This window comes from Aeoliella straminimaris, assembly GCF_024054565.1.
Lineage (GTDB): Bacteria > Planctomycetota > Planctomycetia > Pirellulales > Lacipirellulaceae > Aeoliella > Aeoliella straminimaris.
This window is the reverse complement of sequence record NZ_JAMXLR010000079.1, coordinates 1-11,911: the sequence shown is the minus strand read 5'-3', so window position 1 is coordinate 11,911 and position 11,911 is coordinate 1. Positions and strand designations below refer to the sequence as shown.

The window sequence follows — 11,911 nt, the reverse complement described above, 5'->3', positions numbered from 1 at the left end:
GAGTTCAGGGGACGAGCAACTCGCTGAAGCTGGTCCACCCGCCTTAGCTTAATTCCCGCACTAAGTGCAGTCGGTGAGAAAACCGACGCGGCTATCAGCCGTTCTGCTCGGTGAAAGCTCAAGGTTGAGCATTACTCGATGGAAGCACGCTTTAGAATCCGTTCGACTAGTGCGATCGCCAATGGCGACGGAGTTCGACCACGCCGTTGGACGATGCCGGCATGCGTCTTCAAGATAGCAGCATCGACCGGCAATTCGGTGAGCAATCCCGAGTCCAACTCCGGCCGGATGGTCGCAGCGAACGCAACGCTCACGCAATTGCTGTCTAAGACAATACGCTTGAGCGTTGAGTAGCTCTCGCATCGAATTGTTGGCAGCGGCACACTACCTTTGCTTCGCTCCTCTTCTGAAAGTACTGCATGGAACCACTCGATTGCCCAAGGAGGCATTCGAGGTGTCGCCAGCGGGTACTGCAGAAGGTCGGTGCGTGATACTTTTGCTTTATCAGCCAACGGATGGCAGCTTCGACAGAACCACGTAAAATCTTGCGGTGGCAGAGGAGTCACCTCGAATCGTTCATCTTCGGCGAGGTCTGCGAGGTCGGCCACAAGCACTTCGATCTCTCCAGAGATGATCCACTCTGATAGTTGCTTCCAGTGGTCGACACGGACATCGACTTGAATACCGGGGTGGTCCTGAGCAAGCGAGCCAACGGCTTCTGTGACATACGACTCCGACATTGCAGGACCGACCCCCACGGCAAGCGATCCAGCTTCGAGACCGCTGATCATACGCACCGTCTGATCCAAGCCTTTCAACCCTGCCAGAACGGCTTTCGCCGTGGAAACAACGGTCTCACATGCTTTGGTTGGCCCGACGTGAGACCGCGAGCGGTCAAAGAGTGCAAACCCAAATTCCTTTTCCAGGCGTTGAATCGACTTCGTGATGGCGGGTTGGCTTAGTCCGGCGTCCTTGGCAGCCTTGCCAAAATGGCGATGTTCAAAGACGGCAACGAGGTTCCGCAGGTCTCTGGGGTCTATCATCTATCTAACCTGTTCCAGCAGTGCGCCGCAGTTATCACGTGATAATCGCAAGGAATTAGAAATCTACTTTAGATTAACGCCTAGTATCTTGCCAAACAACCTTATTGCCCTAGACTCACTGTTAGGCGGTCTGCGCGATTAGCGATGCTTTGGGTACTAAGTAGCTCGTGATTCGCACTTCTCTTCACCTCCTCCGACCCGTCAGAACCAGGGAGAACCATGCCATGATCAATGGTGTACTGCGGCCTCTTGTCGCGATGACCATGTGCCTCGTCGTCTGTCATGCAGCGCGGGCTCAAGATAAGCCAAACATCCTCATCATCTGGGGGGATGACATTGGCGTTGACAACATCAGCGCGTATCACCGAGGACTGATGGGCGGTCGCACGCCGAACATCGATCGCCTGGCGAAAGAGGGCGTCATGTTCACTGACTACTACGCCCAACAATCCTGCACGGCAGGCCGAGCCTGTTTCATTATGGGACAAACCCCGTTCCGTACGGGATTGCTAACGATCGGCATGCCGGGTGCCAAGCAAGGCATTCAGGCGAAGGACCCTACCATTGCCGAGCTTTTAAAACCGATGGGCTACGCCACGGCTCAGATTGGCAAGAACCACCTCGGTGACCGAAACGAATATCTTCCTACAGTGCATGGCTTTGACTACTTCTATGGCAACCTTTATCACCTGAATGCAGAGGAAGAACCAGAAGATCCCGATTATCCCAAGGACCCTAAATTCCGTGAGCGATTTGGTCCACGCGGCGTTCTGGAATGCTATGCAACGGACAAAGATGACGACACGGTTGATCCACGCTGGGGGAAGGTTGGCAAGCAAACGATCAAGGATACTGGACCGTTAACACGCGAGCGGATGCTGACCATCGAAGAAGATCTACTGGAGAAGTCTCTTGACTTCATCGAGAAGTGCCATAAGGAAGGAAAGCCGTTCTTCCTATGGCACAATTCGACTCGCAACCACGTGTAGATTCACTTGAGCGATGAATGGGAAGGCAAGACCGGTCAGGGTATTTATGCCGATGGCATGGCGGAGCTCGACTACGTGGTTGGAAAGCTGCTCGACAAGCTGGACGAATTGGGAATTGCCGACAACACAATTGTACAATTCTCGACCGACAATGGCGCCGAGGTGTTTACCTGGCCGGAAGGTGGAACGACCCCGTTCAAAGGCGAGAAGGGTTTGACCTGGGAGGGCGGATTCCGCGTCCCCTGCGTGGCTCGCTGGCCAGGCAAGTTTCAAGAGGGCACGGTCGTCAACGATATCTTCTCGCATCAGGACTGGTTGCCAACACTGCTCGCAGCCGTTGGCGAACCTGAGGTCAAAGAAAAGCTGCTTAAAGGCTACCAGGCCGGCGATAAGAAATTCAAAGCCCACATCGACGGCTACAATCAGATGGACTTGCTGACCGGTAAGGGGCCCGGAAAACGCAACGAGATATTCTACTTTGATGCTGGTGGCAACTTGAACGCATTGCGTTATCAGGATTGGAAAATCGTATTCGCCGAAGTCGACGGCGACATCACGACCGCCTACCGTAAAACGCCGAGTTGGCCAAAGATTATCAACCTTCGCAGAGATCCCTACGAGCGAGCTGTCTACGAATCGCAAATGTATCTGCGATGGATGGCCGACAAAATGTGGTTAATGGTGCCTGCGCAGACTCTAATTGGTGAATACATGGAGTCGCTGAAGGAGTTTCCACCAGCCAAGGGCGGGAGCCTGAGCGTCGACAACGTCTTGCAGAGTCTGCAGACGAATGCGAAAGGGCAATAGTCTTTTCAATACAATGCGAGGCGTCATATCTCTATGACGCCTCGTATTTCTTATTACCGCTGTGCTGCAATGAGCAGTGCAAAACCGGATGAGTTTAGCCAGGTTTGCGTCGCAGCGCCCCACGTCAGTGGTTCAGCGGTCGCTGGCTTTTGCGAATTTGACAGTCTGCTAATTGCAGCCGGGTGCAACGAATTCTCCGAGATGGACGGTCTTCTCAACATCCGCGACCCGCAGTCGCCAGCGAATCGAGATTCGACATGAAACACATCATACTGCCAATACTAACGCTTGGCGTCATTCTTACTGGGCGAGCAGATGCTCAAACACAAGACCCGCTGCCGTCCTGGAACGAGACGGCGACCAAGGCTGCCATCATCGAGTTTGTCGAGAAGGTATCGTCCGATGGTTCGCCTGACTTTGTGCCGCCCGAAGATCGGATTGCGACGTTTGATAACGATGGCACGCTGTGGTGCGAGCAACCGATCTATACGCAACTTGCCTTCGCGTTCGATCGCGTAAAGGCACTGGCCCCAGAGCACCCGGAATGGAAGACCAAGCAGCCCTACAAGGCGGTTCTTGACGGGGATCTGGAATCGCTCAAAAGCCAGGGAGAAAAGGGAGTGGCAGAGATTATTGCGGCAACCCACGCCGGTATGACGAGCGATGAATTCGCGAAGATCTCCAGCGACTGGATCGCCACAGCAAAGCACCCGCGATTCAAACGGCCATATACGGAGTGCGTTTATCAGCCCCAACTCGAATTGCTGGCGTTCTTGCGTGACAACGGATTTCAGACATTTATCGTATCGGGCGGTGGCATCGAGTTCATGCGGCCCTGGACTGCGCGGGTGTATGGTATCGCGGCGCCTCAGGTGGTTGGCTCCAGCATTGTGACTGAGTTTCAAATGCAGAATGGCAAGCCGGTATTGATGCGGCTTCCGAAAGTCAACTTTGTGGACGACAAGGCAGGCAAACCGGTCGGAATCGGTCAGCATATCGGAAAACGCCCGATCCTGGCCTTTGGCAACTCAGCCGGTGACCGCGAAATGTTGCAGTACGCTACTGGCGGTGATGGTGCGAGGCTCGGTTTGTTGGTTTATCACGACGATGCCGAGCGAGAATACGCCTATGGACCGGCCGGCGGGCTGCCTGATTCTAAGATGGGCACCTTTCCGCAGTCGCTGATGGACGAGGCTGGGAAGAATGGTTGGATTGTCGTCCGGATGAAAGAAGACTGGAACCGCGCTTTTCCCTAGTCACAAATCACGTGTTGCCATCGCCAGCCAAAGCCCTCTTAAACAGCAGAAGTAAGGGACATCGCCAGCACAAAGAGCAATTACTTCGAGAGGTAGGTTGCATCGTCGAATGGCACTAGGTTAAGCGCTGCAGAGATGACGGCGCTTGGTCATTTCACTAGATCGCTGATTTTCACGCCCAGCGTTTGGGCCACAGCTAGCACGGTGGAGATGCGGGGATTGGACGTGCGATAGAGCAGGAACCAGGCACGTTTCTTGGCGGTCGGACCGTTGTATCCCAAGCCTTCACCGAGTTCATTCAGCGTCATTTCCGATTGCTCAAACAGGTTGCGAATGTTGTGCATCACGCCGTCTGCGGTCATGGTTTCTCCAATTTTCTGAGCCCAGCGAACAAGCTTACCAGTAGTCTACGTACGCAGAGACGCGGAGGGTCGGTCACACCGGCCAGGAAAGCGAATACTCGGTGAAGCAGCCGCTTCAACCAATCACCCCAGGCGTTTCCGCCTAAGAACGGGACCCGTCTGAATCGCCATCGAATCGGGCGGTGGGAATCGCTGTCAATCGGAAGGCGATTCCATGGCCAGCTTGGATGCGGTACGCGCCCGCTTTGCGCGCAATGAGGGACTTCCGTTCGCAGATGTCTTGACCGAGACCAGCATCCGGGACGTGCTCCACGAGCATGGCGTCCAATATCGAGACCGCGTGTTCAACCCGGTCACCACCATCTGGGGTTTCCTGAGTCAGGTGCTCAGCGAAGACCATAGTTGTCGCGACGCCGTGTCGCGGATCATCGCACATCGTGCGACCAGTGGCCAGGCGGTTTGTTCACCGAATACGTCCAGCTATTGCGATGCGCGGAGCCGTCTTTTCACGGGCGTACTCTCCACCTTGGCGAAGCAGACGGCCGAAGAATTGCAGATGAGCATCGACCGCCAGTGGAAGTGGAACGGTCGCTCTGTGTTCATTGTCGATGGCTCGACCGTCTCAATGCCGGATACTCCTGAGAATCAACAGGAGTATCCACAGCCACCAATCCAAAAACCTGGGCTCGGTTTCCCACTGGCCCGGATCGCCGTGCTATTATCGCTCGCCACCGGTGCTTGTCACGATCTGGAAATTGCGTCCTATCAGGGTAAGGGCACCGGCGAAAAGAGCCTCTTCCGCCGCATGTACGATACCCTCCAACCGGGCGATGTGGTTGTTGCCGACGCCTTATTCGATGACTACTTCATCACTTGGGAATTGTACCAACGCAACATCGACATCGTCGCGCGAGCTCAGTGCGAGCGCGTAGGCAGCCGGATATTGGAAAGAAGCCCAAAAGGTGACCTGCTCGTTTGGCAGCGTCCCAGCAAGCCACGCGGCATGACAAAAGAGCAATACCGCAGCTACCCAGAGAGCCTCGTCATGCGGCAGGTGGCCGTTGATGCCCGCGATAGGAATAACCGCGTGACACAATTCAAGGTGGTAACCACCCTTCTCAACGAGTCGATCGATGGCCAGCAGATTGGCCATCTGTACGAGCGGCGATGGGAAGGGGAGGTCGATATCCGATCGATTAAGTCGACGATGCAGATGGATATCCTGCGATGCAAAACGCCGGATATGGTCCACAAAGAGATTTGGACTCACCTACTGGCCTATAACCTGCTCCGCACGGTCATGGCCGTTGCTGCCGACGAGAACGACACCGAGCCTCGCAAGGTAAGTTTCAAAGGAGCGAAGCAAGCCTTGATGGCATTCGCTCCGAAGATTGAAGCTGCCCGGCCCGAGGATCGCGCGACTCTCATTGATGCAATGCTGACGACCATTGCTTACCACCGTGTAGGCAACCGTCCTGGACGCTGGGAACCTCGGGCGCGGAAGCGACGACCGAAGCATGCCGCACGACTAACGCAACCACGACACATCGCCAAGCTGCCACAGAACCGCTCCAAGTGGTTCTAGGTCGGACGAACCAGACTCAACGGGCAAGGTCGCTCGCAACCTTACCGGCAGTCACTGGGAATCTCTCTGGCTTCCACTGGGATGCCACGCCACCGCACCCCAGAATTGTCCATCTCATCGCCTTCCAGGACAGAATGACAAGGCTTCCACCCGACTTCCAAACAGACCTACCCGAAAGACGAACCCTGCTCGGCGCAGTCATCTTGATCTTGAGTCCTTAACCTAGTGCCATTCGTTGCATCGTCCGAGGCGCCGTAGGTTGTGGTCCAACTCGCGTCGGTGGCGACAACCTCTGTGGATAGCTGGTGCCCTACCAGGGGCACGCCGAGTCCCATTCGCGATTCCGTACCTCCCCGCGGGGCAAATCACCTCAGCAGATTCGGGAATGCTGGAGCATTGCTAAGGTGATGTGCACCGACTGCAGTTGCGGATTGGCCCAAGCGGCAGCGGTTGGGCAACCGACCACCGTTTCGTGACCCCGCGAAAGCTGCGTCGGCCGATGAAGCCGAGGCGTCCATAGAATGGTGATTCGTTTGCAATTCTGGGACAACGCGGGGTAGTTTGCTGTGGTTGGCCGGTCTTGCTATTGTCGTTGCGTTAGCATCTCAGCATGAATGATGTCGAAAGGTACAGCTAGCCATGAAGTACGTTTTGGGAATCCTTCTAGTTGGACTGGGGTTGGTTGCTATCGTCTTGTGCCTCACACTTCGAGGACAGCTCAACACTCTCGCCACCGAACCCGGTTCTCAAAACCCAGATGACTATCCGCTCCTGCAGCTTCTTATTCCGACTCAAGCAAGCTCCGACACGCCTGCGGATGTAACTGAAATTGCTAGAACGGTTACTTCTCGCATCAACTTTGTGGGGATAGCTGGCGTGGTGCTTATCATTGTGGGAACAGTTGTCTGTGTTGGAGGTCGCCGCCAACAATCTATGCGCGGAGTTCCTACCAGCCCCGGCGATTCGCAAGAGACTTGAGGCACTCCGTCGGTGCAGCAACCGACCGCAGTCTGAGAATGCGGCGAGTGTAGTCAATCCGATGACTCCCGGCGGAGTGGAACGGCCCGTGTCAGTTACTCGTGTCGATCCATGCGGAGCGGATCGCTTCTACGCCTAGCCTGCCCAGACCCAACGTACCTCGGTTCGTTAGGCATACCTTCTCCCATTCAGCCCGTAGGGAGGACGAGCAACGGCGTAACGACTGTCGCAGCATACCTCTTTCCGCGCCCAGCCGTTCTTTTTGCGTTGAGCAATAGAAGTGTTCTCGTCAGGCGAACCTGTCCTCTACCTCCAAACAACACCTGATATCTCGGATCGGTTTTCAGTTACCTGTGGGTCATCGGTGCCGTCTGCCCCGAGACGGGCCACGGCGAAGGGCTGCTGAGCCCTCAACTCAACACCACGACGATCAACTCCTTCCTCGGACAGTTCTCCGGCACGATTCCCACGGGAGAAAATGCGGTGATCATCTGGGATGGGGCCGGCTTCCACACCAGCAAGGCGTTGGACGTGCCCAAGAACATCACGTTGGTGCAGCTTCCGGCGTACAGCCCCGTACTCAATCCGATCGAGTACTTGTAGCACTACTTGAAGTCTCACTACTTGAGCAACCGGGCCTACAAAGACTACGACGCTTTGGAAGAGGCGGCGATAAGGGCCTGGCAGTTCTCGACACCAAGCTCATGAAAACTATCTGCGACGCTCCCTACCTCAAACGCGTGGTTCTAAAAGTAAGAAGAGAATAATCAACATCATTAGCAAAGACTAGCGTTCCCCGACTTTCGTTCTCTGTCGTATCCGCGTCTCTGCATGACACTTCCTTTGACACCAAGTTGCGGTGGTCCGTCCTACTTTTCTCCGATGCACGCCAAGTATTCTTGCCTCGCGTCTCCATCGATCACGGCGTAGCGGATGTAGGCGCGGTTGCCGGCGAACGTGGGGGTGGCGTACACTTCGTTGCCCAGTTGGTTCTCGGCTAGCACTTGGCACTTCGCGCCGCCCGTGGCCAGGACGTAGGTCGTGCCATCTTCACAGGCTGCCACTATCTTATCGCCTGCCAACACGGGCGAGGTGTTGAATGTGCCACCGAGCCGCTTCTTCCATTGCTCGTCACCGGTAGCGGCATCCCAACAATAGGCGATGCCATTGTCCGTAACGGCATACAGCAAACCATCGTGCGTTAGCATCGAAGGGACGTACACCTTCACGCGATTCTGCCACACCACTTCGCCCGAGCCATCGGTCTTGACGGCCATCGTCACGTTGCCGGGATAGCCACCACTCGCAAACGCCAAGTCGCCCTCCACCACCACGGTGCCGACGCACTCGGTCGTGACGCCCGCGGTCTCCCACAACAGCTTGCCAGTCTTGGGGGAGTAGCTTGCGATGCGATCCAGCCCCGCCATCAGCAGTTGATCCTTACCCGATACGTGATGCACAATGGGCGATGGGTAGTTCGGGTCGGCCGGCCGTGCGGTGGTCCAAACGGGGCTGCCACTAGCCTGCGTGAAGGCCGCGAGGTAACCGCCCTGCTTGTGGTCCGCCGCGATTATCACGTTGCCCTCGTACAGAATGGGCGACGCCGAATAGCCCCAATGCGAAGCAAACTCACCTACGTTGGCCCGCCAAAGCTCGTTGCCCGTGAAGTCGAACGACAGCACCCACACATGGCCATCGTTCATGAACGACGCGAACAGCCGATCGTCCGAACAGGCCACTGAAGGGGTGGCCTGGGTATTGCGGCGATGGGCCTTATCGTCCATGCCCCCCTCGAACACTTGCTTACTCCACAGAAGTTTCCCACTCTGACGGTCGAAAGCCAATATCGACTGCACGTGTTGTTGCTCGTCGGCCGTGGTCAGAAATACGTAGTCGCCCCGCACAGTTGGCGACGAATGCCCCCGCCCCGGGACGGGCGTCTTCCACAGCAGGTTTTCCTCTTCGCCCCAAATGAGCGGCACGTCCGCCGCTGCGGCCTTATTGTCACCAGTCGCACCACGCCATTGTGGCCAGTCGTTCTCGTTGGGATCGGCGTCGGCTGGGGCCACGAAAACTGCCAACAACGCGGCGCAATTGACTAGAGTAGAGAACCTAAGCATATCCATCTCACAAGGCTAAAGTCTGAGGAGCTAAACGTACCGAACCCAGTGTAGCGTCAGAATTGTCTAACGCCCAGCCGAAAGCGCCAGCCCACTGGATCAGCGAGGCCTTACCCCTCAATCGGCACCATTCGCTCCACGCCCTGCATCGGCAAGGGATGTTCCAGCACGATCTTCCATTCGCCATCGATGCGCTGTAGGACTGACGAGATGCGAATGTGGGCCTGCCAGCGGGAGTCGTTTTCCAGAACGCGAAATACAAAACAAGTGCTCAAGCAATACGAGCGCGGTATCGCCAAGTAGACGAGTCTGGATCTTCGTCGCCACTGAGTCGTAGTACCGAATCCTCGACGCGGCGGCGAAAGCGATTCAGTCGCCGTTCGATGTTCTTGGCATCGACTGGCAGCTCGCCGGCAGCCAGTCCGTGCGGATCCGCATCCGATCGCGAGGTCGTACGAATACGAGCGGAGCTGAGATGGTTTTGCCCTCGCTCGGTTCGGCTTCTGGCCAACTGACAGCAGTTGCATTGGCCTCGCTCAGTTGGCCGGAGGGCTTCGGCGCGTCGGTCTTGACGACCGCTGTAAATAGCCAGCCCGCCAGACCCACCGCAACGGGGGGCAGAGCGACCGATTTCGAGTCGCTGCCAACTCCCCGCGGGGCAGCTCACCTCAGCAGGTTTGGAGATATCGAAACCTGCTCAGGCCACACCGTCCCGTGTAGGCCGGTGGACTCAAGTACCCCGGTCGCCCTGTGTGAAAAACTATGTTCGGGCAGTTGTCCGTGTGCGCAGCACAAGAGGTTACCGGGACGATTGCCACGCCTACCCAGCGTAGCGGCGTAGCCCGGGTACTCCTCTGCAAGGCGAAAGTTCTTCGGGAGAGTGACTAAACTAGGTGGTGGATGTTAACCGAGCCGAGTTGCTTTGGGCGGCACCGCAAGTAGTTCGCAATGGAGAGACCGTTCCCTGTAGGGTTCGATGAGATACAACCTGAAAATCCTGTTTGTGCTCACGACCACCATTGCGATTGCAGTCGGATCGATAGCAGCCTGGAGTTTCTATTATCCCTATCAGGCAACAGGGACGAGTGTCGCTGTAGCGAATCGGGTTCTCTGGGACGACCTGAAGCTTCCAGCTGGTGCGAGTGACATCACGTTCTACGTCGACTGGTACGGCTGTGAGGCTGAATTTGCGATCTCCCAGCCCGAGTTCTTGGAATGGTGCAAGGTTCAGGGATGGAGTGTTTCAGGGATCACAACGCCCGTAGGGTACTCTACTGAACCGCTCTCTCTCTGGCTTGACGCTCTGGCAACCGGTGGACCGCCGGTCTCAAGCACGTCGCCTTCGGCGTAACACGGCAAATCCCAAACAGCCGACGGCGACCAACGAGACGGTCGCCGGTTCGGGAATGGCTCCGGCCCGCCCCCGCGGCACGACGGTGATGTCGTAATGGATGTCGAGTCGGAACTCGAAGCCGTTCTCTGGTAGAACTAGGGCTCCTCCAAAGTCGAGGCTGTGCTCGCCAACCGAAAGGGGCGCGAGCATCAAGTACACGCCATCGTCGACGCCCACTAACGTTTGTCCCTCCGGCACACCAACAATGTTGTTGTCGGGCAGCGGCCCAAGCGTAAACAACGGTGTTTCGACGCGGTAAGAGTCCAAGTCCAGTATCTCCACGCCATCGACTTCCGCAAAAAGACCCGTCCGGTGGTCGCCGAGAAATCTTGCCTCTTCTCGCAGGTCCTCTTCAGAAGACGGCGCCTCCTCAAACTCTAACGAGATGGCGTTCATCACCGGGAAGAACAAGGCCGTCCCGCTGGGAACAGTGATGGCCCGGTCGGCTTCACCTACTACCAAATCTGGGTTGTTCGGATCTGGAATCGACGTAAACGTCCCGCCAAGAAACCAGACATGATCAGACGGCTGGCCCGCGCCTGCTTCCGCCGTGTCGAACAGCGGGTGGTTATCCGCCGGAAGTGAAACCGCCCACTGCCACCACTCGGCACTCCATTCATCGTGCGACTTGCCGAACGGGTGGGACTCCGGTGGCATCACCTGCGTGTGCGGATTCCCCTGGGCATGGACGGGGGGCATTAGCAACGTGAATACTCCAATAGCCGCAGCTGCAAGGAAAACTCGAATCATCGCACCGCCTCCCTTAGTGATTGAGAGAAGTAGATGTATGCAGGATTGTGCCCAAGAGTGGCTTCGTTGAATTTCCGGTTAGCGATGGCTTACGTTGGCGTTGCTTACTCCTTTGTTGAAAGACGGGAAGCACTCTGTCTGCGCCGCACTCTACCAGCCCACATCGCGGGGTGTACATCCCCAAGATTGGTTATGCTCTGAGGAAGAAAAGCATAGCTTTTTGGTGTTTTTTCGACCGGTACGCAAATATCAGATTTCGCTTGGCCGACAGGAGATTCGGAATGACCGCGTTCTGCAGTTTTTACGTAGTGCCCCCACTATGGGCTGCCCCCCGAATGAGTTGCTCCCGCCTTATGTGCCATCACCCCCTCGGCATGCGATTCCATCCACAGCTGCTCGTAGATCGGCCGAATTTCGGCCCACATATCGACACGGTAGAGTGCTTTACGAAAGAAGTCGCGCATCGACGAGACTGATCACCTTGCCAAACCGCTAACAACCGAAATGCTGCAGAAGCGGGTCACACCTCCGTACCTCCGCGAAAGCCTCAATTGGCGTCGGTGCAGCTGCACCGCGGGGAGTTACGCGATGGTCGGCTAAGCCGCTAACGTCGGCAGCGGGGCATGTA

The 11,911-nt window shown here is 56.5% G+C and carries 11 protein-coding genes and 1 pseudogene; 6 read left to right on the top strand and 6 right to left on the bottom strand.

Annotated features, from left to right (window positions below; translation table 11 throughout):
• Nucleotides 1-131: 131 nt before the first annotated feature.
• Nucleotides 132-1,043: a LysR family transcriptional regulator gene (locus NG895_RS23820; RefSeq protein ID WP_252855053.1), complete on the bottom strand. Its 912-nt coding sequence runs from the start codon at nt 1,041-1,043 to the stop codon at nt 132-134.
• Between the two features lie 224 nt (nt 1,044-1,267).
• Here NG895_RS23820 and NG895_RS23815 point away from each other — a divergent pair.
• Nucleotides 1,268-2,839: pseudogene (locus NG895_RS23815) on the top strand (arylsulfatase).
• 257 nt (nt 2,840-3,096) lie between these two features.
• Nucleotides 3,097-4,095, top strand: coding sequence for an HAD family hydrolase (locus NG895_RS23810; protein WP_252855052.1), 999 nt, complete (start codon nt 3,097-3,099; stop codon nt 4,093-4,095).
• A gap of 149 nt (nt 4,096-4,244) precedes the next feature.
• Here NG895_RS23810 and NG895_RS23805 read toward each other — a convergent pair whose 3' ends face one another.
• On the bottom strand, nt 4,245-4,457 hold the full coding sequence (locus NG895_RS23805; RefSeq protein ID WP_252855051.1) for a helix-turn-helix domain-containing protein: 213 nt from the start codon (nt 4,455-4,457) through the stop codon (nt 4,245-4,247).
• Nucleotides 4,458-4,671: 214 nt separating this feature from the next.
• On the opposite strand from NG895_RS23805, the gene NG895_RS23800 reads away from it, so the two are divergent.
• The 3 genes from NG895_RS23800 to NG895_RS23790 all read left to right on the top strand — a co-directional run bounded on the left by NG895_RS23800 (nt 4,672) and on the right by NG895_RS23790 (nt 7,623).
• Entirely contained in the window at nt 4,672-6,042 is a 1,371-nt protein-coding gene (locus tag NG895_RS23800) for an IS4 family transposase (protein ID WP_252855050.1), read from the top strand.
• A gap of 639 nt (nt 6,043-6,681) precedes the next feature.
• Nucleotides 6,682-7,020 (top strand): hypothetical protein, encoded by a 339-nt coding sequence (locus NG895_RS23795; protein WP_252855049.1) that lies wholly within the window; start codon nt 6,682-6,684, stop codon nt 7,018-7,020.
• Between the two features lie 351 nt (nt 7,021-7,371).
• On the top strand, nt 7,372-7,623 hold the full coding sequence (locus NG895_RS23790) for a transposase (protein WP_261361766.1): 252 nt from the start codon (nt 7,372-7,374) through the stop codon (nt 7,621-7,623).
• A gap of 266 nt (nt 7,624-7,889) precedes the next feature.
• Here NG895_RS23790 and NG895_RS23785 read toward each other — a convergent pair whose 3' ends face one another.
• From NG895_RS23785 to NG895_RS23775, 3 genes are all read right to left on the bottom strand, one after another.
• The gene (locus tag NG895_RS23785; protein WP_252855048.1) at nt 7,890-9,104 is read right to left on the bottom strand and encodes an outer membrane protein assembly factor BamB family protein; all 1,215 of its coding nucleotides are present in this window, start codon (nt 9,102-9,104) and stop codon (nt 7,890-7,892) included.
• 146 nt (nt 9,105-9,250) lie between these two features.
• On the bottom strand, nt 9,251-9,415 hold the full coding sequence (locus NG895_RS23780) for a hypothetical protein (RefSeq protein ID WP_252855047.1): 165 nt from the start codon (nt 9,413-9,415) through the stop codon (nt 9,251-9,253).
• Nucleotides 9,412-9,651 carry a hypothetical protein gene (locus NG895_RS23775; protein ID WP_252855046.1) on the bottom strand — a complete coding sequence of 80 codons (240 nt, stop codon included), beginning with the start codon at nt 9,649-9,651 and terminating at the stop codon, nt 9,412-9,414. Before NG895_RS23775 ends, NG895_RS23780 begins: the two co-directional genes overlap by 4 nt.
• 465 nt (nt 9,652-10,116) lie before the next feature.
• On the opposite strand from NG895_RS23775, the gene NG895_RS23770 reads away from it, so the two are divergent.
• Nucleotides 10,117-10,491, top strand: coding sequence for a hypothetical protein (locus tag NG895_RS23770; RefSeq protein ID WP_252855045.1), 375 nt, complete (start codon nt 10,117-10,119; stop codon nt 10,489-10,491).
• On the opposite strand, the gene NG895_RS23765 is transcribed toward NG895_RS23770, so the two are convergent.
• Nucleotides 10,468-11,283 (bottom strand): PEP-CTERM sorting domain-containing protein, encoded by an 816-nt coding sequence (locus tag NG895_RS23765; RefSeq protein ID WP_252855044.1) that lies wholly within the window; start codon nt 11,281-11,283, stop codon nt 10,468-10,470. The genes NG895_RS23770 and NG895_RS23765 overlap by 24 nt on opposite strands.
• Nucleotides 11,284-11,911 lie beyond the last annotated feature (628 nt).

Coding starts and splice junctions, on each gene's coding strand:
- NG895_RS23820 (WP_252855053.1), bottom strand. CDS start 1,043: ATGATAGACCCCAGAGACCTGCGGAACCTCGTTGCCGTCTTTGAACAT.
- NG895_RS23810 (WP_252855052.1), top strand. CDS start 3,097: ATGAAACACATCATACTGCCAATACTAACGCTTGGCGTCATTCTTACT.
- NG895_RS23805 (WP_252855051.1), bottom strand. CDS start 4,457: ATGACCGCAGACGGCGTGATGCACAACATTCGCAACCTGTTTGAGCAA.
- NG895_RS23800 (WP_252855050.1), top strand. CDS start 4,672: ATGGCCAGCTTGGATGCGGTACGCGCCCGCTTTGCGCGCAATGAGGGA.
- NG895_RS23795 (WP_252855049.1), top strand. CDS start 6,682: ATGAAGTACGTTTTGGGAATCCTTCTAGTTGGACTGGGGTTGGTTGCT.
- NG895_RS23770 (WP_252855045.1), top strand. CDS start 10,117: ATGAGATACAACCTGAAAATCCTGTTTGTGCTCACGACCACCATTGCG.
- NG895_RS23765 (WP_252855044.1), bottom strand. CDS start 11,283: ATGATTCGAGTTTTCCTTGCAGCTGCGGCTATTGGAGTATTCACGTTG.